At 47.5% G+C, this 24,674-nt stretch carries 20 protein-coding genes; 13 read left to right on the forward strand and 7 right to left on the reverse strand.

Going from position 1 to position 24,674, the window contains the following annotated elements; translation table 11 throughout:
• The first annotated feature begins 255 nt into the window (after nucleotides 1-255).
• From GHC22_RS05665 to GHC22_RS05715, 11 genes are read left to right on the forward strand one after another with little or no spacing between them, the layout of a single operon-like run.
• The gene (locus GHC22_RS05665; protein ID WP_153752411.1) at nucleotides 256-1,671 is read left to right on the forward strand and encodes an undecaprenyl-phosphate glucose phosphotransferase; all 1,416 of its coding nucleotides are present in this window, start codon (nucleotides 256-258) and stop codon (nucleotides 1,669-1,671) included.
• Nucleotides 1,661-2,947: an outer membrane beta-barrel protein gene (locus GHC22_RS05670; RefSeq protein ID WP_153752413.1), complete on the forward strand. Its 1,287-nt coding sequence runs from the start codon at nucleotides 1,661-1,663 to the stop codon at nucleotides 2,945-2,947. The genes GHC22_RS05665 and GHC22_RS05670 overlap by 11 nt, the downstream gene beginning before the upstream one ends.
• A 1-nt stretch (nucleotide 2,948) precedes the next feature.
• Nucleotides 2,949-3,506, forward strand: a complete 558-nt coding sequence (locus GHC22_RS05675) for a polysaccharide biosynthesis/export family protein (protein WP_003826038.1) — start codon at nucleotides 2,949-2,951, stop codon at nucleotides 3,504-3,506.
• 2 nt (nucleotides 3,507-3,508) lie between these two features.
• Nucleotides 3,509-5,638 (forward strand): tyrosine-protein kinase domain-containing protein, encoded by a 2,130-nt coding sequence (locus GHC22_RS05680; protein WP_153752415.1) that lies wholly within the window; start codon nucleotides 3,509-3,511, stop codon nucleotides 5,636-5,638.
• Nucleotides 5,635-6,846: a lipopolysaccharide biosynthesis protein gene (locus GHC22_RS05685; protein ID WP_032944673.1), complete on the forward strand. Its 1,212-nt coding sequence runs from the start codon at nucleotides 5,635-5,637 to the stop codon at nucleotides 6,844-6,846. The genes GHC22_RS05680 and GHC22_RS05685 overlap by 4 nt, the downstream gene beginning before the upstream one ends.
• Nucleotides 6,843-8,213 carry a hypothetical protein gene (locus GHC22_RS05690; RefSeq protein WP_060683350.1) on the forward strand — a complete coding sequence of 457 codons (1,371 nt, stop codon included), beginning with the start codon at nucleotides 6,843-6,845 and terminating at the stop codon, nucleotides 8,211-8,213. Before GHC22_RS05685 ends, GHC22_RS05690 begins: the two co-directional genes overlap by 4 nt.
• Nucleotides 8,214-8,217: 4 nt before the next feature.
• Nucleotides 8,218-9,207: a glycosyltransferase family 2 protein gene (locus GHC22_RS05695; RefSeq protein WP_153752417.1), complete on the forward strand. Its 990-nt coding sequence runs from the start codon at nucleotides 8,218-8,220 to the stop codon at nucleotides 9,205-9,207.
• A 14-nt stretch (nucleotides 9,208-9,221) separates the two neighbouring features.
• Nucleotides 9,222-10,433: a glycosyltransferase family 4 protein gene (locus GHC22_RS05700; protein ID WP_153752418.1), complete on the forward strand. Its 1,212-nt coding sequence runs from the start codon at nucleotides 9,222-9,224 to the stop codon at nucleotides 10,431-10,433.
• A gap of 1 nt (nucleotide 10,434) precedes the next feature.
• Nucleotides 10,435-11,547 carry a glycosyltransferase family 4 protein gene (locus tag GHC22_RS05705; RefSeq protein WP_153752420.1) on the forward strand — a complete coding sequence of 371 codons (1,113 nt, stop codon included), beginning with the start codon at nucleotides 10,435-10,437 and terminating at the stop codon, nucleotides 11,545-11,547.
• A 2-nt stretch (nucleotides 11,548-11,549) separates the two neighbouring features.
• Nucleotides 11,550-11,957, forward strand: a complete 408-nt coding sequence (locus tag GHC22_RS05710) for a hypothetical protein (protein WP_003826052.1) — start codon at nucleotides 11,550-11,552, stop codon at nucleotides 11,955-11,957.
• 31 nt (nucleotides 11,958-11,988) lie between these two features.
• A complete protein-coding gene (locus tag GHC22_RS05715) occupies nucleotides 11,989-13,380 on the forward strand; it encodes a DUF4832 domain-containing protein (RefSeq protein ID WP_153752421.1) in 1,392 nt (463 codons plus the stop codon).
• A gap of 46 nt (nucleotides 13,381-13,426) precedes the next feature.
• Here the strand turns inward: GHC22_RS05715 and galE are convergent, their stop codons facing one another.
• The 6 genes from galE to melR all read right to left on the reverse strand — a co-directional run bounded on the left by galE (nucleotide 13,427) and on the right by melR (nucleotide 20,318).
• The gene (gene galE / locus GHC22_RS05720; RefSeq protein ID WP_103285666.1) at nucleotides 13,427-14,443 is read right to left on the reverse strand and encodes a UDP-glucose 4-epimerase GalE; all 1,017 of its coding nucleotides are present in this window, start codon (nucleotides 14,441-14,443) and stop codon (nucleotides 13,427-13,429) included.
• Between the two features lie 52 nt (nucleotides 14,444-14,495).
• Nucleotides 14,496-15,434, reverse strand: coding sequence for a hypothetical protein (locus tag GHC22_RS05725; RefSeq protein WP_153752423.1), 939 nt, complete (start codon nucleotides 15,432-15,434; stop codon nucleotides 14,496-14,498).
• A gap of 207 nt (nucleotides 15,435-15,641) precedes the next feature.
• A complete protein-coding gene (locus GHC22_RS05730; protein WP_003826059.1) occupies nucleotides 15,642-16,277 on the reverse strand; it encodes a carbonic anhydrase in 636 nt (211 codons plus the stop codon).
• A 154-nt stretch (nucleotides 16,278-16,431) separates the two neighbouring features.
• Nucleotides 16,432-17,604: a MalY/PatB family protein gene (locus GHC22_RS05735; RefSeq protein WP_111465188.1), complete on the reverse strand. Its 1,173-nt coding sequence runs from the start codon at nucleotides 17,602-17,604 to the stop codon at nucleotides 16,432-16,434.
• A gap of 122 nt (nucleotides 17,605-17,726) precedes the next feature.
• Entirely contained in the window at nucleotides 17,727-19,187 is a 1,461-nt protein-coding gene (nhaC, locus tag GHC22_RS05740) for a Na+/H+ antiporter NhaC (RefSeq protein ID WP_103285663.1), read from the reverse strand.
• A gap of 192 nt (nucleotides 19,188-19,379) precedes the next feature.
• On the reverse strand, nucleotides 19,380-20,318 hold the full coding sequence (gene melR / locus GHC22_RS05745; RefSeq protein ID WP_003826064.1) for a transcriptional regulator MelR: 939 nt from the start codon (nucleotides 20,316-20,318) through the stop codon (nucleotides 19,380-19,382).
• Nucleotides 20,319-20,627: 309 nt separating this feature from the next.
• Here melR and GHC22_RS05750 point away from each other — a divergent pair, with 309 nt between their 5' ends.
• Together GHC22_RS05750 and GHC22_RS05755 are read left to right on the forward strand one after the other, a co-directional pair.
• On the forward strand, nucleotides 20,628-21,128 hold the full coding sequence (locus tag GHC22_RS05750; RefSeq protein ID WP_048215725.1) for an anti-virulence regulator CigR family protein: 501 nt from the start codon (nucleotides 20,628-20,630) through the stop codon (nucleotides 21,126-21,128).
• Between the two features lie 220 nt (nucleotides 21,129-21,348).
• Nucleotides 21,349-22,761: a tetratricopeptide repeat protein gene (locus GHC22_RS05755; protein ID WP_153752424.1), complete on the forward strand. Its 1,413-nt coding sequence runs from the start codon at nucleotides 21,349-21,351 to the stop codon at nucleotides 22,759-22,761.
• A 56-nt stretch (nucleotides 22,762-22,817) separates the two neighbouring features.
• On the opposite strand, the gene GHC22_RS05760 is transcribed toward GHC22_RS05755, so the two are convergent.
• Entirely contained in the window at nucleotides 22,818-24,566 is a 1,749-nt protein-coding gene (locus GHC22_RS05760; protein ID WP_100272000.1) for a sigma-54-dependent Fis family transcriptional regulator, read from the reverse strand.
• Nucleotides 24,567-24,674 lie beyond the last annotated feature (108 nt).

Consider the following 24,674-nt stretch of genomic DNA (forward strand, 5'->3'; position numbering starts at 1 on the left):
ACCATGAAATGTTATCTGTCAATAGCAGCAATGTTGTTAAAGGTTATCTTTTTTGTTTGGTTGACTGAAACCACTCTTGATTCAATGATGATTAAAATCATATAGATACGGATTTGTTTGAGAGTCCTGTCACAGTAGTTGACATTGTTTTTTACATTTACTGACAGAGTGCCATTGTGTTTTTTAGACTTGTGATATAATTAGTAACATAAATGATAAAAAATAATTAAAGATCAATAAATAATGGGATGAGCTATGCTTAAAAAATCGCTAAAGATTAGCAGCCATGGCTATCCAGTTTTTTTAAAACTGGTCGATTTCATTGTTATCAATGTGACGTTAATTTTTAGCGCCCATCTGCTGGGTTTGGTGCCATTTAACACCATTGCCATCTTGAGTCTTCTCTTCTCGATCTTTTTTTTGTTGTTTGCTGAATACACCAAAATGTATCAGCAAAAGATTAAATCGATTGGATTGAGAAATCAAAAGCGATTGGTTTTCTGTACGCTGCTGGCTATTTTTTTTAACGAACTGGTCAGTATGGCGGTGGCAGAGCCTGAATCTCTCGGCTACTTAGACAGATTGCCGTCGCCTTTTTATTCAGCCATTATTTACTGGTACTTAATTCCAATACCTTTTCTGTATTGTATTCGCTATTTCATTTTCAAATATTCAACGAAGAAGAGTATACGCGTGGCGATTATTGGTCTGACCGACAATGGTCTGGCTGCAGAAACCGCGCTAATGAGTGAATACGCCAATATCACATTAGATCTGGCCTTTTATGATGAGCGTGCCTTATCTCGCTGTGGCGAGGTCGTTGATAAGGTTAAAAGCCCCTTTCGTGGTCCGGTGATCAATTTGGTCGAGGAAGCCAAGAAGGGAAACATAGATGAAATCTATATTGCTTTACCGATGGTTGCTTTACATCGCATTCGTCACTTTTTGGCCATGATGTCAGACACCACCGTAGATACCTATATTGTCCCTGACTTTTATACCTACAGTAACAACATGTCCAAGTTACGCTCCATCCACAACCTGCAAACTATCGGTATCTTTAGTTCACCGTTCGAAGGGGCGGGCTCGTTTATTAAGCGGGCGGAAGATTTGGTTCTAGGCAGCATCATTATGGTGATGATTTCCTCCCTGATGCTGGCTATTGCCATTGGTATCAAACTCACGTCCCGTGGGCCGGTTTTTTTCAAACAGGACCGCTATGGCTTGAGTGGGCAAAAAATTAAGGTCTGGAAGTTTCGTTCTATGCGCGTCATGGAGAATTCCGATACGGTTATTCAGGCCACTAAAAACGATCCGCGGGTAACCAAATTCGGGAGCTTTTTGCGCCGTACTTCGCTGGATGAACTTCCGCAATTTATTAACGTTTTGCAGGGAAGTATGTCGATTGTCGGTCCCAGACCTCATGCGGTTACGCATAATGAGCAGTACCGCAAACAGGTCGAAAATTACATGATTCGCCATAAAGTTAAGCCAGGGATCACTGGGCTTGCGCAGATCAACGGGTTCCGCGGGGAAATCGATGCGCTTTATAAGATGGAAAAAAGGGTTCAGTACGATATTGAGTACATTCAAAACTGGTCGTTATGGCTGGATATAAAAATTATTATTAAAACTATTTTCAAAGGATTTGTCGGTAAGAATGCATACTAAATTACTCGTTATTACCGGAATCGTGATATCGCAGTCCGCATGGGCTGATTTAACACCGAAATCACACATTGGCTTTGCGGGGATAGACTTCCAGGGCAAGGTCGCTGTGGACTATGGTTATAATGATAACGTGTCTTATCAGCCACATAGCAGCGATGCTATCGGTTCCTCGTTTCAGAGTGCGGCGCCCGTTTTGAGTATGATTGGAGAGCGTGGTCAGGATAAGTATTTGCTGATGTACTCCGGGGATTATCGTAACTACTCAAGCGATTCTGCTGATAACTACAACGATCATTTTTTCCGTTTTAACGGTGCCTGGCGTTATGGACTCAAGCATGGCTTAACCCTCAATCTGGAGGATTCGCTTGGGCATGAATCCCGCGGTCGTGACATCACCGAGGGTTTTCTACCGAGTCAGTTCGAGCAGTATGGGATTAAATCTCCGCTGACGACGAATTTTATCAATAGTGAATTACGCTACAGCTACGGTGCACCTGATGGTCGCGGCAAAGCGGAACTGGCGTTGTTATACAAAAAACTGACTTTCGGTAACACCTCTGATGTTCGGGACAGCAGTGAGGACTTCTACAATTATATTCAGGAACAGGAATGGCATGAAAATAGCCTGATAGCGGAAGTTTTTGACCAATACTCATCCAGAACGCGCTTTCGCTATAGCTTTATTACTAACCAGCGTCACTATGATAACAACTCAGAAAAAGACACTAATGAGTATTATTTGCTGTATGGCCTGAAGTCGCAGTTGACGGGGAAAACCAATGTCGACATGAATATTTCATGGCTGTATAAAACATTTGAAAACAACGCAAACTCGCATGATTTTAATGGTCTAAACTGGGACATAAAAGCGGAGTGGAAGCCGTTACAACAGTCTGTTTTCACGGTCCACTCTGCGCAAAGCATTAAAGACCCATCGGAAGTTGGGGGATATATTTTAGTGACCCAGTATGGCCTTTCTTACCAGCATTTCTGGTTAGGTACTCGTTTTTCTACTTTATTGGACTACTCATTCACTTCGGAAGACTATAAAAAACAGAACAAGGATCGGCATGATAAAGATGGCGTGTTTAGCGTCACCATGAGCTATGACTACACACCGTCGGTTAATTTTGAGATTAAATATCAGATAGATACATTAAATTCGAATAAGGATACTGACTCGTTTTATATCGGTCCCAACGACAATAAGGAAGTCATTAGAACGTTGGGTTATGATAATTCTATGATTATGCTTAAAGCTAAGGTTCAGATCTAAAATGAAAATAATAGAACTGTGCGCGGTTTTGCTATTCAGTATCCTGTTGGTCGGATGCACAGCGTCCAGCCCGCGATTAATGGACGATCCTGCTACTGTTCAGCAGGATTACCGACTTGGGGCGGGGGATACGGTCAATATCGCTGTTCATGGTCAACCCGATATGACGATGCGGTTTATTTTGGATAAGAGCGGTGAAATTAATTTCCCGTTTGTTGGTGCTCTTAAATTACAAGATAAAACCGTTGATCAAGTGACTAAAGAATTAACTCAACGCCTGACCGGAGATTATTTTACATCTCCAATGGTGACGGTGAGTATTGCCGAGTTCCGCAAATACTATGTTTCAGGTGAGGTAAAAAGTCCAAATGGCTTCGCCTATGAGCCAGGGCTTACCGTCGAGAAATCTATTGCGCAGGCGGGTGGATTTACAGATCGTGCTGACCGAAAAGATATCAACATTCGCCTGTCAGGGAGCAATCAGCTGCTTGAGAATGTCGATTTAACGCACTCTGTTCATCCTGGGGATGTCGTGATTATTGGCATGGGGTTCTTCTGACGATGAAACTATCAATAGTGGAAAACGGCAAAAAACGAGAAAGCAGTGTCGAATTCTCCCGCTTTGCCAAAGAGCTGAAAAAGAACGCCTGGAAAATCGCGCTGGCCGGTATCGTTGCCGGGGTCGTCGCGTATCCGTTAATCAGCATGATGTCTTCAAAGTATGTTTCAACGGCGACGGTGCTGATTAAGGCGCAGGCTGATAACGTTTCTCCGTTTCCACAGGTTGATGGTTTCGATTCAACGCGCAGTGGTTACTACGAAACACAATATGCGTTGATGCATTCACGTATTGTGCTGGAGCAAGCCGTACGTGATATGAAGCTGGATGAAAACCCGGAGTTTACCGGGGAAAAAGCCGGTGCCCAGGGGGCTGATAGCAATGAAAGTCGGCAACTGAGAATGGAGCAAGCGCTGAAAACGCTGGCGAAAAATCTGAATGTCATCGGTATTCGCACGACGAACCTGGCTTCCATTACCTATGAATCTACTTCGCCTCAGGTAGCGGCTGACATTGCCAACGGCGTCGCGCAGGCTTTCATCAACTATACGGTGGAGCAGAAACGTCTGAAGGTGGAGAAAGCTCGCGAACTGAATTTTGAAAAAATGGAAGAGATTCAGAAGTCGATAGCTAAGCAAAAAGACGAGATGGACAGCTATCTGAAAAATGCCGGGCTGCTGACCTTCCGCGGTATCGATGGTTTTGAAACCGAGCAGTTAAGTATCGTAACTAATCGCCTGGCCGATGCGACCCAGCGTCGGGTTGCCGCTGAATCCGTCTATAACGAGGTGAACGGGGGAGGTAAGTCCCTTGAGAGCGTTATCTCGCTGCCTTCGGTCTCTAACCACGCTCAGATCCAGGATTTGCGCATTGCGTTGATTCAGGCGCAACGAACGTTGTCCGAACAGCGTAAAGTCTATGGGCCAAAAAATCCCGCCATTTTAAAAGCAGAAGCCGATGTTCAGTCGATCCAAAGCCAGACCGGGCGGGTATTGGGCGAGCTGAAAGTCGGTTTACGTCAGCAATATCTGGCGGCGCTGGCGGACGAAAAAAACTATCAACAACAGGTGATTGAGCAGAAAGAGATCTTCCAGAAAATGGCGTCAAAACGGGATGCCTGGAACAGTCAAAAGCTGTCGTTAGATAAAATGGAAGACCTGTATAAATCGCTTTATCAACGTACTCAGGAGCTGTCGCTGTCCGGCGTGAATGCCGATGCGGTGTTATACGACCCTGCGGTACCCGCGTTAAAACCGGCGAAACCGAATAAATCTTTATTGTTGCTGATGGTGGTCATGCTGGTGGTGGTGTTCAGCATCATGTATTTCATTGTCAAAGCGGCAATGGATAACTCAATCGGTACCCTCAGTCGCATGAAAAAACGGCTCAATGTTGTTCCGTTGGGTGAAATTCGTCGTTTTAGCGGAACCTCAGGGCGCGCACAGGTGCGGGATATGATCATGAAGAACCCGCTTAATGCCGATATTGTGCACGGTATCCGTACCCGGATTATGCTGGATAATCGACCTTTACAGACGCTCGCTGTGGCGTCGGCGGAGCACGGCGATGGGCGTTCTTTGTTGGCGAATCTGTTAGCGAACTCTTTTAGTTTCGACCAGAAAACACTGCTTATTGATGCAGATTTCTTTAACACTGGTGGGCTCACATCCGAGCTGGCGTCAGCTACATCCGCAGGCTTAGCGGAACTGCTGCGCGGGGAGACAGAGCTTGAACAGGCGAGGATCAAACTCAGTGATAACCTCGACTTTATTCCACACGGCAAGAACACCATCTCATCTTTACTGATGCTGTCGTCGGAGCATGTTGAACTCTTAATGCGCGAGTTGAAATCGCATTATCAGCGCATCATTATTGATGTTGCTGCCGTGAATCAGAGCCAGGATGTTCAACTGATCAAACGTGCCGTCGATGGCGTTGTTTTCATTGTGAAAGCCGGGGCGGGGTCCGCGGGACAAATCGCCAACGCGCTGGATAAGATCGAGGAAAATAACGGCGTGGTGATTGGTGCGGTGCTCAATGCAGTTGAAGAAAAGGATCTTGAGACACAAGAGGGTCTGCGTTCACTGAACTTCAGTACCGATCAACTGATGGCAACGCCAGGCCGCGTATGAGTCTACTGAAGAGCGCTTCCACAATAGCCGGTTCATCAGTCATCTCGCAGTTGATTGGTGCACTGTCTATTTGGTTGATTTCACACAAGTACGATATGGCTGAAGTGGGGCTTTATGCGCTCAACTACAGTATCGCCGTGGTGGGCGCTCAGGTGTGTACCTTTGCATCACAGCTGTTAATTCCTAAACAGCAGGATGACGAACTGGTGCAGAATGTCGTGTTTTGCCTGATCCAAAGCACGATCATTGCCTTACCGTACGCTGTGCTGACCGCGTGGCTGTTTCACCAGAACATTCTGTTTCTCTATTTGCTGACGCTGGCAACGGCGTGGGTTTTAATCTCGGAAAACCTGTCGCTACGCACGGCCAACTTTCGTTTTCTGATTTTCCAGCGTATTTCTGTCTCTGTGGTGGTATTACTTTCGGTTCTGGTTACGCACCATGTACAACTATTTTATTGGTCGTGGGCCTGCACGACGATGGTGCTGACCATAAGCTGTATTTTGCATTCGTTTGATATTCGTTCGGTGGCGGCCAGACATCTGCGGCCCACCAGTAATTGGCATTTTTTCAAACAGAATATTCATCACATTACCAAAGTGGGCAGCGCGGAAGTGCTGGCGATGGCCAGCAGCAATTTGCCTATTATGCTGATTAACTTTTGGTTCTCGGCGCTGACGGCGGGTTATTTTTCCGTGGTTAGCCGCTTTTGCCTGGCTCCGGTGGTGATCATCGGGAATGCGGTGCGCAATACTATTTTTTCCAAATGGTCTATCGACTTCAGAAATAATACCTTTAACTATCAGGAGTATACCAAGGTACGTATGCTATTGCTGGTACTAGGGGTTATCTGTACCCTTGGGGTTTTTATTTTCTATCCGATTGTGATGCGCCTCGGTTTTAGCGAAGACTGGATAAACTCCATTGAGACGTCACGCTACATGTTGCCCTATTTATTCCCGGCGCTGGCGATAAGCCCTCTGACGGTGATAGAGCTTATTTTTGGTTCCCATCGCTATTTTCTGCGTATCCAACTGGAACAGCTGGCGATTGTACTCTTCGCTTTTGTTGTGACGCCCTATTTTTATAAAGATTATGCAACGTCGGTCATCTTGTTTTCTTCACTGACATTTATTCGCTACGCCTTCATTTATCTGAAAATGAATAAGCGAGCCAATCTCCTGAAAGACAAGCCGGTGATACTATGACGCTGAATACCGGATACTATTTACAGGTTTATACCTTTGTCACGCTGATCCTGTGTGGCCTGGTGCAATACTTTACCGGCATGCAGTCAGTGCTGTGGATACCTTTTTTCCTGACCCTGTTGATGGTGGGATTATTGGTGATGCAGACGCGTGATGGCTCCTTACATCTGGATGCCCAGGAGACGATTGTCCTGGCGTTGTACTTTTCGTTTCTGGTGCTGGCTGGAGCATCGACGCTGATTCAGGGCGGGATCACAGTCGCGATTGTGGCATTTAAAAACGAAATTGCGCTGTCGCTGGTGATGATCTGTTTGCTGCTGGGCTTTTGCCGGGAATCACAGATTTACCGCGCAACGCGCTATCTGTATTGGGTGTTTTACGCGCAGATTCCGGTAATGATTTATCAGGTTTTACTGGTCGTTCCCCAGCGCGTTGCGGTGCGCGGCGAAGATGAGAAATGGGACTCCGTGGTTGGCACGTTTGGCGGTGACCCAATGGGGGGCGGGAATACTGCCGCAATGGGCTTGTTTTGCCTGTTAATTATGTTGTTAAAAGTCTCCGAATATAAGCATGGGCTCACCACGTTCAAGTCCATGGCGCTGCATATTGTTCTCGGTATCGGGTTATGCATCATTGGTGAAGTGAAGTTTGTCATCCTGCTATCGCCTATATTCCTGGCGTGGGTGTGGCTTTCACCGAGCTACGTCAAAGACGTTAGTAAGGTCAATCTGAAGACGTTGTTGGTTATTGTGGCGGGAATGCTGTTGCTTATTAGCCTGTCGATTGTGATCCTCGCGTACTATTATTCTACGGCGTTCGGCGGCGATCCGTCGAAAAGCTCGTTAAGTATTTTTATCGACTCCTTAAGCTATATCTTTGATCCGAACTATATTATGTCTACCGGTGAATTAGGGCGCTTTACGACGTTCCTGTTCTGGTTGAAAAATAACGATCTGTGGGGGCTTTCAGGAACGTTATTTGGCTACGGTCTCAATGCAACTAACAGTGGTAGTACGGTGTCGCCGGGCTTTTTGAATATTATCTACAACTTAATTCTCGACTCGACTTCCCTGAGTATGCTGCTGTGGGAAGTTGGGGTGATCGGCACGTTACTCTTTATTAGCTTATTCATTTATATCCTGAAAGTTTGTCAGCCAAAGCCATTACTGACGCTTGAACAACTGGACCAGCAGGATCTCCAGTTATTGAGCTTTGCACCGGCGTTTAACGCTTTTGCGATTGGTTGCTTAATTAGCTTACCTTATAGCCAGATACTGATGATTACACCGATGTTACAATTCCTGTTCTATTTATCACTAGGATCAAGTTTAGTGATTCGTCGAACCGTCCTTCGCTGCGTAGGGTAATTGTATGGACCAAAAACCGTTTATTTCAGTGAGTATTAAAACACTCAATGAATCTAAATGTATTGAGAGGACGATTGACAGTATCCGTAAGCAGCTTATTGATTATCCACACAAAATTATTGTGGCAGATAGCCTGTCAACGGATAACACCCAACAGCTTGCGATCGATAAAGGGGTGACCGTAGTGTCCTTAACTGACCCTGGCGATCGCTGCTGTGGCGTCGGGCACCAGTTAGGTTATCTATATAGTGAAGGGGAATATCTGTTGTTGATGGACGGCGACATGGAGCTGGAGGAGGGCTTTGTGGATCAGGCCGTCGCGTTTTTGCAGGCCGAACCAGAATATGCAGGCGTTGCCGGAACCGTTGAAATGGATGATGCCGTAAACTATGAATTTAAATCGCGTAAGCAACGCATTAATAAAATCTATCCACTCGGGGATAGCGATCATCTGGGTGGCGGTGGGCTGTATCGTCGGTCGGCAATTGAAAAAATTGGTTATCTGACTAACCGTAATTTGCACGCGTATGAAGAGGCTGAACTGGGCCTGCGTTTAATCGAAGCAGGCTATAAACTGCGGCGTCTGGATATTCCTTACTTCAGCCATACGTCACATACGCTGCCGACGTTTAAGATGCTGGCGCGGCGCTGGACCAGCGGTTATTACCAGGCGCCAGGTGAGCTTTTGCGTTGTAGTTGGGGGAAACCCTGGTTTTCCCAGTCATTCAACATCGTGAAGAATGAGGCGGTATTTGCGCTCTACCTTATTCTCTTATTTGTGGCGCTGCTCAGTTTAAATATCAATGTGTTTGCCGTTGCACTTCTACCATTACTGGCGTTTGCTTTGTTGAAGATTGTACAAAACCGCTCATTAACAGATGGGCTGCAAAGCGTTATTAATTTAATCGTACGCTCAGCGGGGCTGATCAAAGGTATTTTTTATCCGGTACGCGATCCGCTGACTCCGCCTAACAGTAAAATCATTCATGAATAACCGGGGCAGGCGCCATGAAAGTATTATTGGTTAACAAGTTTTTTTTCATCAAAGGCGGCGCAGAAACAGTTTATTTTCAAGAGCGCGATAAGCTGAAACAGGCCGGAGTGCAGGTTATTGATTTCTCTATGCTTCATGAGAATAATTTCCCCTCGGACTATACGGATTATTTCGTCAGTAATGTGGACTACCACAAAGCGAGCAATCTGCTGGGTGGTATCAAAACGGCGGTTAACTTTATTCATAATTCGCAGGCCTGCAAAAAAATGCTGGCGCTATTAGAAAAAGAGCGCCCGGATATCGTCCACTTTCACAACATCTACCATCAGTTAACACCGGCGTTGATTAAAGTTGCGCGCAATTTTGGCTGCAAAACGGTGCTGACTGCGCATGACTATAAGATTGTGTGCCCTGCGTATTCCATGCTGCGCGACGGCAAAGTGTGTGATTCCTGTATTACCGGAACGGTTTTCAATGCCTTCAGGTATCGTTGTCAGGAAGGTTCAGCCTCAAAAAGTTTACTGCTCTCCCTGGAGGCAACCTGGCAGTACATTGCACAAAACTATCAGGCACTGGATGTGATTGTTTCACCAAGCGTTTTTTTACGCGGTGTTTTGCTGCGCACGCTGCCAAATTCGCGCATTGATGTCATCGTCAATGGCGTTGATGGCAGCCGTCCCCTGGCCGAAGTAAGCGATGAAGGCTATATGCTGTACTTCGGCCGTCTGAGCCGTGAAAAGGGCGTGGCAACGTTGTTGGCAGCGCATAAAAAAATGCGGAACAGCGCGCCGCTGAAAGTTGTGGGGCACGGTCCGTTGCATGATGAATTAGCCGCCAAATATCCGGATGTTGAGTTTTTAGGTTATGTGCAACAAGGGGAGGCGCTCGATAAGCTTATTAAGCATGCGCGAGCGGTGATCCTGCCTTCAGAATGCTATGAAAACTGTTCTATGGCGATATTAGAAGCGATGTCCTTAGGCAAACCGGTTATCGGGTCGCGCATCGGCGGTATACCGGAACAAATTCGTGACGGTGTCGAAGGGATTTTATTCGAACCGGGTAATGTGCATGAGTTAGCCAATGCGATGGACGCTCTGGCCGACTCGCCTGAGAAGGCGAGGAATATGGGCTTACATGGTCGTGCGCGGTTGAGTGAAAAATATGCGCTGAGTAAACATATGGATACCCTACAGGCGCTGTATAAAGAACTGCTGAGCAGGCCATAGTATGAGTAAAAAAATAACGGTTTTTGGAACGCGTGGTATTCCCGATGTATTGGGCGGTGTGGAGACACACTGTCAGAATCTTTATCCTGCCATTAAACAGCAGTTCGACGTGGATATTTGCGTAATCGCTCGCTCGCCATATGTAAATTACAAACGATCGGTATATAAAAAAGTCGAAACCTACGCGCTGTGGGCACCCAAAAAGCGCTCGCTGGAAGCTATTGTCCATTCCGTTTTAGCGGCGTTTAGGACACGTATCGACCATTCAGATATTGTGCATGTCCATGCTATCGGCCCTGGCCTTGTGATCCCATTATTACGCGTGTTAGGGAAGAAGGTGGTTTTTACCCACCACGGGCCCGATTACGATCGCCAGAAATGGGGATTTGTAGCCAAAAAAATATTGTTGCTGGGTGAGCGTTGGGCGGTGAGATATGCCAACGAGGTGATTGTGATTTCTGACGTTATTAATCAACTGATCCAGAAAAAACACGGTCGCTATGATGCGCATTTAATTCACAATGGCGTGAATGAGCCGCGGTTATTATCACAGCTCACCATCGACAGTACGCTCTCCCGCTTTGGGCTGCAGCCGAAAAACTACCTCGTGGTGGTTGGGCGGTTTGTGGAAGAAAAAGGGATGCATGATGCCATCGCCGCTTATCAACACAGTGGTTTGACCATGCCGTTAGTGTTAATTGGCGATGCGGATCATCCGACCGAATACAGCGTGCGCCTCAAAAAGCTTGCTGCCGACACGCCAGGTGTTGTGATGACTGGTTTTTTACGTGGTGACGAACTTCAGGCGGTGTTTTCGCAGGCTAAATTGTTTGTGATGCCCTCATACCATGAAGGATTGCCCATTGCGCTGCTGGAGGCAATGTCATTTTCTCTTCCGGCCGTCGTCAGTGATATTCCGGCTAACCTTGAAGTTCAACTGCCCGCCGAGGCCTATTTTAAGGTGGGAGATGTGGCGGGTTTGGCTGAAAAATTAGGCCAAGGGGCAACAGCAAATAGCGTGGACTATGGTGTATATTTGCAAAACTACAATTGGCATGAAATCGCCAAAAAGACGGTTAACGTCTACCACTCCATTGATAAAGATATAGGTTAATTTTGACCAGTCCTCAAAATCGTCCTCCTGCCATCGAACGGTTTTACGCTCACCTTGATGAGCGGATAGCGGAGGAATTGACCCCTGAACAAAAAGAAGGGGTGGAAAAAGCGCTCCTTGCTACAACCCTGACTTCGCGGCATCAGATCGATATTCGCAGAAGCTTTCCTTTTTTCAGTAAGCGTTATTATCTGGTTTTTTTATTTGGCAGAGATTTACGCCGCCAGCATCGCCAGGAATCAACCCTGTCGAGAATGCTGCTCACTTTTTTGCTGCTGATTGCCGTGCTATTTGTCACCTGCTGCATATTGCTGACGCTGTATATGATCAAATCCGCGTTAGGTATTGATGTGTTCCAAAATTTTCACGTAGGTATCTGGGACTGGTGGTTAAGCCTGAAAGACCGCTAGCGTTAACAAATTGGTGGAGGACGTCATTGCGATGAAGCGTAAATGGGTTTGTGCGTTGTTGAGCATGTTTTTCCCGCTGACGGTTATGGCCGCATTGACGACCGTCACCCCCAAAGCATTGACGGGCCCGTTAACCAATCCGGGGATTGGCGTGGCAAGTTTTCATCAGGGATACGGTGAAACGCTGGGGCTGGCGGACTATCCCAATACCGGATTTGAATACGAGCGTTTTTACTGGCGGGATCTGGAGCCAGTCGAAGGCCAGTACAATTTTGCGTTGGTGGATGATGCCTTCAAATACGCGGCGGCACATCGCCCTGCGATGAATGTCGGGCTACGATTTATGGCTCTGGCAGAGCCGGAAAGCGGTTCGCAAATTCCTGACTGGCTAATTAAAAAAGGCGTGAAAGGAACCTGGACGCCGGATAAAAAGACATTTGCCCCGGATTTAGACGATCCTCTGTTTATTCAATACAGCCAGCGTCTGTTGAACGCATTTGGTAAGCGCTACGATGGTAATGAGAATCTCGCGTTTGTTGATATTGGCATGGTGGGATCGTGGGGAGAATGGCATAACAGCAACTTCCCGAACCTGAAGCCATTACTGGAGCGATACACCACGGCGCAACTGGATCGCTACGTCGCGATGCACTTTTCTGCTTTCCCTGTGACACCCAAAATAATGTTGATAAGCGGCGGTCAAAGTCTGGCGAATGCGGTGGCGCGTGGGGCTGGGTGGCGTGCGGACTGTTGGGGGGACCTGCGCGTATTTTCGGACACCTGGAACCATATGGCTGATGATTACCCGCAGCGATTGCTGGCTGCGCAGCAGAGTTATTCAGGGTTCAACGACGTCTGGAAACGTGCGCCGGTGAGTCTGGAGATCTGCTCGTATATGCAGGACTGGAAGAACACCTTTCACTATACACGTGCTGAAGTGCAGGGGATTTTTGACTGGGCGGTCAAGCAGCACGCCAGTACCATTAACCTGAAATCGAGAACGATACCCAGCGACTATCGACCGATTGTCGACAATGCGCTGACCAAATTGGGCTATCGATTTCGCCTTGCGTCCCTGAGCCATGAGTCCGTGTGGGACAACGGACAAACGCTGACATTAAACAGTACCTGGTACAATGAGGGTATCGCACCGATTTATCTGCCATACATGCTGGCATTCCGGGTCGTAGACAGCGCCAATAAGGTGGTAGCACAGGGGAATTCCGCGGAGGATATTCGCCGCTGGCTCCCCGGTAAGTATCAGGTCAGTTATGCGTTATCTATGCCAGGCCGACTGGCGAAAGGGCAATACGCGATTGAGGTTGCGATGCTGGATAAGTCGGGTGCGGCGAGAATTAACTTTGCCAATGAAGGGAAACAGAGCAGCGGCTGGTACCGGGTGTCAACAATAACGGTACGCTAGTCAGACACAGCAGCGAGCCTGACGGTCAGGCTCGCTGCTGAGAACATTAAATTTGATACCCATTCGGGTTATTTTTTTGCCAGTTCCAGGTGTCACGCATCATTTCATCAAGGTTGTAGATGGCCTTCCAACCTAGCTCTTTGTATGCCAGCGATGGGTCAGACCAACATTCGGCAATATCTCCGGGTCTTCTGGCGACAAACTGATAGTTTATTTTTGTCTGCGCCGCTTTTTCAAACGCCTCAATCAGATTAATCACGGAATAACCAACACCGGTACCGAGATTAATCACTTTGTAAGCCGCGCCTTTGTTCTGGCAATCCAGCGCGGCTAAATGACCGGTCGCCAGATCCATGACGTGAATATAATCACGCACACCGGTACCATCAGGGGTTGGATAATCATTACCGTACACCGACACGGTTTCCAGCTTACCAATCGCGACCTGGGAGATATACGGAACCAGGTTATTAGGGATACCGTTAGGATCTTCACCAATCCGACCCGATGGATGGGCGCCAACCGGGTTGAAATAGCGCAGGCAGGTAATGCGAAAATCCGGCTGTGCACGTGAGAAATCGGCCAGAATTTGTTCGACCATCAACTTAGAGGTGCCGTACGGATTAGTGGTGCCGCCCGTAGGTGATTGCTCGCTCAGCGGCACGCTTTCTGGATTACCATATACCGTGGCAGATGAGCTAAAAATGAAACGATTAACGCCTGCAGCCAGCATTTCATCCAGCAAAACCAGCGTACCGGTGACGTTGTTTTCATAGTAGGCGAGGGGCTCTTTTATCGACTCTGAAACCGATTTGAGTCCCGCAAAATGAATGACATCGGTGATGTTATGGTCGGCGAAAATGTTTTTTAATGCCTGCCTGTCGAGAACATCGGCGATATAGACAATGGGCTCTCTTCCGGTGAGTTCCGCGACCCTGTCCAGCGAGATTCTGCTGGCGTTCGCCAGATTATCGATGACTACGACATCATCGCCTCTTTCCAGTAGCGTTAACACAGTATGTGAACCAATATAACCTGCACCACCAGTGACAAGAATTGCCATACAGACTCCAGATAAACGGGGATTGATTCACGCCAGTACCATAGAGAACGCGTTATTGGTTACGTTTGGTAAGGTAATAGTTGCGATACCTCACCATGCATTTATAAGATATTTTTTTAAGTATAGATAAAAAGCTGAATTTGTTTATTTTTGTATCATAAACAATATAGTTATTTGAGAAGTTCAGCGTGTGGACGCCGTCACTGTGGTTGATCGACGAATTGATTTGTTCGATCAGAGCTTCAGCAAAATTAGCGTCATTCAGCGTCACTAATTCTTTGATATAGATTGATTTTCCATAAGTTTCAGGTGTGCACTCCTGAGTAAGGAAGTACATTTTATTTTCGACCTGATAGGAGGCACCTGCACCTCGATGATGAGGATTGCTCACCTTCAATGAGGGGGTAATTCGCTGCCATTGTCCATAAATATGATCTGCTGAATGAATAATTATTTCGTTATCCATCGTGGTGGACAACAGATAACAGGTTTCATTAATTGAGATAAATACGTTGTCGGTTAATTTGGTATCAGAGATTAAAACTTTAACTTGCTTCCAGCGTGCAGGGAACTCAATTGACTGAAACAGTATTACCTCTTTTCTTTCTGAAGACTCGGGGATCATGAACAGTTGATCGTTGATATGTATCAGATAAGGGAATGACAAATGACACTTTAAGTCGTCAAAGCCTTCAAGCCTAATATCTTCAAGTTCAACCAGTTCACGGTCTAGAACGCGACATCGTAGCGTGCCTTTTGAGTTGCGGAAGCTAAGAGCTTCATAGAAAACATACAGTTTATCGTCTTTTTCAATCAGAAAAGGATCGGCCTGAAATGTATATTTCTTTTTTAACTGCTGCGCAGTGGATTTGCTTAATATCTCCAGAGTGTTGTCGGGGAATGAGTGTGTACCATTATCCTTAATAAGCATGATGTCCCACGACTCATGATAAAATAACTTATCCATTATTCTTTTTATTTTTGTTTGCATCTGCACCTGCTCCTTTTTATCGCCTGCACCATGTATGAACAGCTGTTTGCGACTCAGTGAATGAGCCTGTCGCAATGTTGTATAAATGTGCGAAAACCGATGTGGAACACCAGTGGCTACTTTAAAACTAGTCGCGAGCCCGTTTTTTGTCCACTAACAGAAATAGGGAGAGGAGATGTCCAGAGCATCCTTGCTCCAGTGGGGGAATTACTCGAAATGCACCTGCGGGTTATCTGCAAGGGAAACGTAGGTTTTGCTGTTTTTATCCAGGGTACGGATTTCACCGCTTTCGATGTCATACACCCAACCGTGCAGACGAAGCGCATTATTGCGCAGCCCAACCGCGACACAAGGATGCGTTTTAATGTTGTTAAGCTGTGCGATAACGTTTTCTTCCACCATGGCGTTAACTTTATCGATTGGGTTATCCCAGGTTTTTTTATCGACCACGGCTTTCGCGGCATCGGCATAGTGCAGCCAGTGAGCGACAGCGGGCATTGGATCCAGGGGCTGGCTATCGGCAATGGCTTTCATCGCGCCACAATTAGAGTGGCCGCAGATGACGATATCCGTTACGCCAAGTGCGACAACCGCGTATTCGATGGTTGCGGATACACCACCCGGTTCCGGACCAAATGACGGTACGATATTACCGGCGTTGCGGATAACGAAAAGCTGTCCTGGATCTTGCTGAGTAACGAGTTCTGGTACCAGGCGGCTATCGGAACAGGAGATGAAAAGTGCCTTAGGATTCTGGCTGGATGCCAGGCTGCGGAAGAGTTCCTTGCGTTGAGGGAAAATCTCTTTTTGGAAGTTGAGGAAGCCCTCGATGATATGTTGCATAGCAGTGTCTCTTGTCTCTGTTTAAGCAGGTTATGATGAAGATCACACTTTCCAGTTTAACACCAGCCGACAGAAGGGAAAGACTTTATAGCAGTTCAGCAACATCTTTGGATAATTTTGCCCCACCGTGGCAGGGCAAATCGTGTGATGTACGCTATGCGTTCTGCCATTTCTGGTATGCCGCTTTTAGCCTGTTCATCGCGTCTACCAGTACCGGGCGCGGGCAGCCAACGTTGAGTCTCATGTGCGCCTCTCCACCGGGACCGTATTGCGCCCCAGGTGACAGGCCAAGCCTGGCGTCATGCACAAAAAAAGCGCTTAGCTGCTCATCGCTGAGATCCATTTTTTCCGCATTCAGAAATAACAGATACGACGCGCCGCCATACACTATTGAGATCAAAGGACAGTGCTTTTCAATTTCACTTTTCACAAACGCTACATTGTCGGCCAGATAGGCCAATAATTTCTGGTGCCAGTCGGCGCAATGGGTAAAAGCGCTATAAATGGCCGCCTGCTGCAATGAATGCGTCTCGGCAAGGTAGCAGTTATCCAGAAAGTGGTAGAACTGATGGCGTAATTCATCATTCTTAATAATGGCGATTCCGCCCTGGATCGCCGCCGTATTGAAGGTCTTGCTGATGGAAGTAAGCACGATTGACCGACTATCTGGTGCTTCATCAACAGTAAAAAACGGCAAATGGCGCTTTCCTGGCAGGGTTAAATCACTATGCACTTCATCAGACAGAATGATGACGCCTGCCTGCTGGCAATAGTGGCTTATTTTTTCCAACGTTTCCCGCGACCACACCATTCCACCTGGATTATGCGGTGAAGGGAACAAAAACATTTTGCACTGCTTGAGTTTCTCGCTGAAATCATGCCAGTCAAATTCATAGTGCCCGTTTTTCTCAATGAGGCGCGTCTGAATCAAATTCCTACCGCTGGTGTTTACCAGATTAGGATAGGGATCATAGATTGGCGTACAGGTTAAAATATTATCGCCTGGACGGGTAAGCGCCATTAAAGAGAGTACGATAGTTTTTATAACACCGGGAATAAAATGTAACCAGTGTGCCTTGATATCGGCATCATACTGTTGTGCATACCAATGAATAACAGATTCTTTCCATTGTGGATAATCCAGGTTATAGCCTTGCACAGGCTGTGACACCACCGAACGCAGCGTGCTCATGATTGGCTCTGGTGTCGCAAAATCCATATCTGCAATCCACAGCGGTAATACATCGGTGGTACCGTACATCTGTTGTAATTGCCCGTATTTGCGACAATTAACATCCCTTGTGACAATATCATCAAACAAAGACATTGTTGACTCCTGGAAAGTCTCTGAAAATAGTGTAAGCAACGCAAAAGCGAAGAATGTTATGTATATCTAATGGATATGTTTAATTTACCCTGGTGATAGCGAATATTTAGCTATTTAGTCGTTTATGATTTTTGCTCAACCATATTCTCAGTGGCTTCATTGGGCTCATATTTAGCAATGCCAATACCGGTTGCCGCCCACAGTAGGGCAAAGATGACACCGCTGTAACAGAGGATTGCCCAGGGCAAGTAATCAAGCGTGGCAACGCCCAGCATAGTGGCGCAATAAACGCCTGAGGCAGACCAGGGGATAATCGGTTCGACAACGGTTCCGGCATCTTCAGTGGTTCGCGAGAGGTTTTTTGCCGCAAGACCTCGTTTTTTGTACTCCTCTTTAAAGGCATCACCGCACAGCAGCAACGGTAAGGTTCCATTTGCCGTGCAGGCACAGATGGTAAATGTCGTCACAATCGTGGTAGCCACCAGGCGGAATGTGGATTTAACGCCTTTTGTCAGCGCGTTTATCACGGTGTGCAGAGAGCCTGTCGCACTCATTGCCCCGGCAAAGCTGAAGGCGCTGAAAACGGTAACGAAGCTGCTAAACATTGAAATAGCGCCGCCTCGCTCCAGTAAGCGGGAAACATCGGAAGACAGTGTCGGCAGATTATCTCCGGTAAGCATTGCGAGCTTAAAGCCACTGACCACGGATTCGCCGACAGAGGATGCCGTAAATTGCTGAAAGACTAACGCTAAAATCATTGAGACTATCGTAGATAAAAAGAGCATCGGAATGGGCGGTCTTTTTGACAGTGAGCCATATAAAACGATGATCGGCGGGAGTAGCAGCAGAATATTAAAGTGATAAATCTGACCAATAGAATTCATCAAGTTGGTAATGTTTTCTGGCGCGCTGGACGAAGCATCAATGCCCATGCCCATATAGCTGTAAACGACGCAGCAAATAATAAAACCCGGGCCGGTAGTCCACAGCAGGTGGCCGATATGCGAGTACAGGTTTACCCCGGCAGCCAGTGCAGCCATGTTGGTTGAATCAGAAACCGGTGAGAGCTTATCACCAAACCAGCAGCCTGAAACAATGGCACCAGCGGCAATGGGCAGCGAGACATTCAGACCAATCGCTACGCCAATCATGGCAATACCAACGGTCCCGATAGAACCCCAGGAGGTACCGGTGCATACTGAGATTAGTGCCCCCAGCATAAATGCCGAAATATAGAAATACTGCGGGTTAATCCACTTCAAACCATAATAAATCATCATTGGAATAGTGCCTGACACCATCCATGCGCCAATTAAGAAACCGATACTGGCGACGATTAATATGACCGGCAGCGCTTCAGATATTTTATTGCAAATAGATTGTAGAATGTCATCCCACGTGTAGCCGTGAGCGATGGCGATAAACGAGGCGGCTGCCGTTCCCATCAGGATCATGGGTTCAGCACGAATATTGAAGATAAAATATCCGATGCTAATCCCGCCCAGCATGACTACCATGGGTAAAACTGACCAAAAGAAAGACAATGGCTTTCTGTTGTTGGCGGTACAGTTATTTAATTCCATAATTTCATCCCAATCATTAATGGTTGAACACGTCAAATAAATACCTGCTACAGGTCACTCATGTCTGAGCAACATAGTTGCCAGAGCTCATGGCTGAACCCTATTTTATTAACTGCTGCAGATTATCTTTTTTGACCTGCTATTCTGGTGCTTATATTTTAGTAGTAAGGTAAAGAAAGTTTGGTGAATAAATTACCCCTCGGCATAAGGTGAATGATGTCGGCGTTGTTGACTCAATTTGCGATACTGCTGTGGTGGCATGCCGACGTATTTATGGAACGAGCTGTAAAATCGACTGCTGGAGCGAAAACCTGCAATTGTAGCGATATCCAGAATTGTTTTATCCGTATCGCTGAGTAAAGCCCGCACATGGTTGATGCGCATCGCGGTAATATACTGTTTCATCGTCAGTTGCATCACCCGGTGAAAAATACCCATCGCATAATTGGGATTGAGCTTAACGTGTTCGGCAATAGCATCAACCGTAAGCTGTTTGTCGCAGTTGGCGGCAATAAACTCCAGCATCTGGCTGACGTAAAACTGTGAATGCCGTGAAATACTGTTTTTCTGGGTGCGCGACGTTTTGTTACCCAGTACTGGCCGCCAGCCAGCGAGGCTAAAGCGCTTGAGCATTAGCGCGATTTCATCAATGGCTAACTGGCGAATTTGTTCGTTATCGCTATTGAGTTCATTCTGCCAACGCTGTACTTCAAACGCGCTCAGCTGCTGTGAAGCCAACGAAGTAATCACCATCCCGTGGGTCACGTGATTAATCAGCTCCCTGTCCAGCGGCCAGGATAAAAACAGATGCATCGGTAAGTTGAAGATGGCCATCTGTTTACAGTGTCCGGCATCCGTGAGTTGATGGGGAGTACAGGCCCAGAACAAGGTGATAAAACCCTGTTTGCTCTTCACCACTTCGTCATTAAAGAGATACTCCACATCACCATCAAATGGCACGTTCACCTCAACCTGGCCATGCCAGTGGCTGTAGGTCATGGCCAGCGGCGCCCGCAGTTCGACATCCATACGCTGATACTCGGAATAGAGCGCCAGCGGACTTCGCGACTTTTTCTCATAGCTGCGACACATATGGGGGTCGAGCGGCAGCTGCGGGGTACTTTTTGCCATTATGGTTGGGTTCCTGGATAGTGATTCCGGCCATGGGGTAACGCCAAAGCATGAACATAGCTTAACCGAAAAAAAACGTCGTTTTCTCTCCATTTTCGCGAAGTTATTCCCAAAAACTCAGATCCTGTGCCTGTCGCTTGCCGATCTGAGATAGCGGGAATGGCGAGCTGTAATCTCAAAAACGCTCAATCTGGGGAGCCCATGGCAAAGCAACATCGTTTATTTGCCCATAAATCGGAGTTGAAGCGATAGCCAGTATTCAGCGAATACCGTACATTTTTATTTGTATCCACAGCTTAAGGAATCATCATGTCCAGGCTTCGAACTTTAGCCGCGGCGGTAGTTGCCGTTGCTGCGATGACGATGTGTGCCACTCCTGTGTTGGCTAACCCCGGCAATGGCAACGGAAATGGTAATAGTGGCAATCATGGTAATAGCGGGAACAAGGGGAATAGTGGTCATAGCCAGAAAGGACACGCGGACCAAAAAAATAACGCACAATCTGAACAGCGTAAAAATTATGGTAAGCCGGACCATGTCGATAGTGACATCAGTTATAACGTGGCCAGGCAGTATGCCGTCAGATACGGTCTAACGGGCTATAAGTCACTGCCTCCAGGTATTGCCAAAAATCTGGCGCGAGGAAAACCGCTTCCTCCGGGGATCGCCAGGAAGAGCGTTCCGCCATCAATGTTGAATCAACTTCCGTATTACCCGGGCTATGAATGGCAGGTTATTGGCGATAATCTGGTGCTGATTGCACTGAGCACGGCGATTGTCACTGCTGTTATTAATGGTGTGTTTGATTAAGGTTCAACGCCATGTCCAGACGAAAGGCCATGTTATTAACATGGCCTTTTTGTTGTGCATTATTCACTAAGGATCACCTGCATAATCAAAGAATTATATTTTGCACATTTCCCAGTTAATATCTGATAGTTCCGACACGGATCACAATCGCAGTTAAATGAGTTGGCTTGCCGTTGGAGCATCTCCATTATGTGCCTTTTCTTAACAAGGATTACGTTTTATGAACATTCGGCCTCTCCTCGCCTTCACTTTTATCGGAATATTGTGGGGTGCGGGATCTTCACAGGGACAAGCAAAAGAGTGGAATAAAGAACCTGTGGCTGTTTTACAGCAGGGTGCTGAGGCGGGGGATGCGCAGGCGCAGTTTGTGCTTGCAACCGTGTACTTAAAAGGGAAAGAGGTAGAGCAGAATTTCAGTAAAGGCAGCGAGTGGCTGACCAAATCGGCTGAGCAGGGTAATGCGAGTGCCCAGCATCTGCTTGCACTGATGTACTACGAGGGCAAAGGCGGCCTGAAAGATGACAAGAAAGCGGCCGAATGGTTTAGCAAAGCGGCGGCCCAGGGGAATGTCGATGCCCAATACTATCTCGGTGTGCTGTATTTCGAAGGTAAGGGCGTGCAGCAGAATGACAAGAAAGCTGTTGAATGGCTGACACGTGCGGCTGAGCAGGGCAATCTCGATGCGCGTTATCTGCTCGCCTTAGTCTACTTTGATGGTGAGGGCGCGCGCTGGTATGACGGTAAGGTCATTGAGTGGTTTGACAACGAAGTCGGAAAAGGCAATAAGCAGGCCGTCGAGTGGTTAAGCATTGCTGCCGAGCGCGGAAACTATCATGCCATTGAGTGGCTCCATCGTGCGGTTGAGAAGGGCAATCCTGACGCAAAGCGTTTCCTTGAAAGTAAGGCGTCGCTATTAGAGGGCTACAACACCGTTAAGTCATTGAGTAAAGCGGCTGAACGAGGGGATGCCAAAGCGCAGGGATTACTGGGCAGAAAGTACTTTGAAGGTGATGGTGTCGGTCTGGATACTGACAAAGCTTTCGCGCTGTTTAAACAGTCCGCCAGCAAAGGGGACGCGCTGGGCCAGAGCATGCTCGGCGCGATGTATTACCTTGGCGAGGGGGTTGGCGTGGCTCAGGACCACAAAAAAGCGTTTGAGCTGTTTAATCAGGCTGCTCTTCAAGGGGATATGCTGGCCCAGGGCATGCTTGGCATGATGTACGCAAAAGGAGAGGGAACGGTCCAGGACAGTAAAAAAGCGGTGGAGTGGCTGGATAAAGCCGCGGCCCAGGGAGATGCAGGCTCGCAGAAAGATCTTGGCTTGATGTATTTAGAAGGTAATGGCGTCGCTCAGGATGATAAAAAAGCCGCTGAGTGGTTTGAACAGGCCGCAAGAAAGGGAAATGCGGAAGCTCAGGGGATGCTGGGAACCATGTACCTTGAAGGCAAAGGGGTAACTCAGGATTATGCTCAGGCGTATATCTGGAGTGCGGTGGCCTTTGCTAATGGGAATTCTGATGCACAAAATGGACTGGATATCGCGCAGAAGAACCTGAATCCGACAGCCCTGAAAGAAGCTGACGACAAGGCCAGACGCTATTTCGAGCAGCATCGAAATCAATCGGCCCTGTAACGCACTCGGTTGCACAGTATGGTTTTACGTGAGCCTCTTCGTTAAGAGGGGGAGGCTCACAAACCGTACAGTTTTATTTTTCTATAGAGCGTGGCAATGCTGATCCCCAGTTCTGTCGCGGCTTGTTTTTTCCCCTCAACGCTTGAGCCGAATCGCTGGATGACGTTTTCGATAGCTTCCCTTTCCGCCTGTTTTCCTTTGCTGGCAAGCTGACGGGGTTGCGCGGTCATCGTCGTTTTCCTACCGTCAGCGGCGCTGAGCAGGTAAGGGGGAAGATGGCTGGCGTTGATCCCGGCGGCTTCTCCGCGCATCACAAAAATGTATTCGATCACGTTGCGTAATTCACGAATGTTGCCCGGCCAGTGCCAGGCATAAAGGCGGTTAATAACGTCATCAGGCAGTTTTTGCGGTGGTCGCTGGTAACTGACCGAGAACTCATCGGCAAAATACTGTGCGAGGACCGCGATATCAGCCCGGCGTTCACGCAGGGAAGGAAGTACCAGAGGGACCACGTTTAGGCGATAGAAAAGATCTTCGCGAAACTGATTATTCTCCACCATCGCATTAATGTTTTTGTTGGTCGCGGCAATAATGCGCACATCAATATTGATGGTGTTATTAGAGCCAACGCGGGTGATCGCCTTTTCCTGCAAGACCCTGAGCAGCTTGGCCTGCAGGTGCAACGGCATATCGCCAATCTCATCCAGAAACAGGCTGCCGCCGTTGGCCAGTTCAAATTTTCCCATTCGTCCTTTGGGATCGGCCCCGCTGAATGCGCCACGAACATAACCAAACAGTTCGCTTTCCAGCAGTTGTTCGGGGATAGCCGCGCAGTTGATTGTCACGAAAGGCGCGGCTTTACGTGGACTGCTTTGGTGAATGGCAAAAGCCACGACCTCCTTCCCCGAACCACTTTCCCCGGTGATGAGCACGCTGGCGTAACTGTTGGCGATTTTACCGATGGTGCTTCTGAGTTGCTCCATTGAGGGTGAGTGACCAATCAGTCGCACCTGCATGTCGGACTCATAAGGGGATGGAGTAAGGTTACTCAGGTAGTCGTGTGCATCACGAAAGATAACCATGGTTAAGCGATCGTTATCCTGTGAGGAGAGCGAAATTTGTTTGCACAGTACATGATGTTTCTGACCTTCAAGCGTCAGCCACGCTTCTTCATCGCCATACAGGCTATCCCCGGTTGTTTCAATGGTCAGTGGTAATCCCTGAACCTCACGGTTGAGGATGCGATCGGCTGAATGATTGGCATGCCAGATAAGCCCCTTGCCATCAATCGCCACCACGCCGCGGTCCATAGCATCGATCAGACGCCGAAATGCGCCAAGCGTTTCCTGCGCGCGTAAACGCTCCAGGCATTCAAAGACCTTACTGGAGATCATTACGGCGATTTGCTCAATAAAGGTGACAAATTTATCAATCTGGCTCAGTAACGTGTCACGCTGTGCCTGGGTTGAGCAAATAATCCCGATCACGCCAATCACGCGATTATTGAGAAAAATTGGTGCGTTCAAATCCAGCATTTCAGAACAGTAGTGGTGTTTTTCACATAACTGACACAACGGATGCTCGCCGGGATTTTTGATCAGTACCGTTTCTCGCACCTGCAATACGTGACGATAGATGTAGCCATTTTTGGCCACGTTCTCATTGAGCATATGCCGGTATTTCCCGGTACCCGCGATGCGCATTAAAGATTCATCAATGATTTCAACGTCCGTGCCCGTTATGCCAGAAATAGCATCGGCATAATTGCATATATCATCCTGAATATTGCTGAGTACTGAAATCATGGTACTTCTCCGGCAGTGTGTCGCATTTCTCAAGGAAAATGATAAATAGGCGAAGCAATGCAAAAATGATTTGCGAAAAATCAATCTATCACGCTGTTTTTGGATGTT

The sequence above is a fragment of the Citrobacter sp. H12-3-2 genome (genome assembly GCF_009649895.1).
Lineage (GTDB): Bacteria > Pseudomonadota > Gammaproteobacteria > Enterobacterales > Enterobacteriaceae > Citrobacter > Citrobacter portucalensis.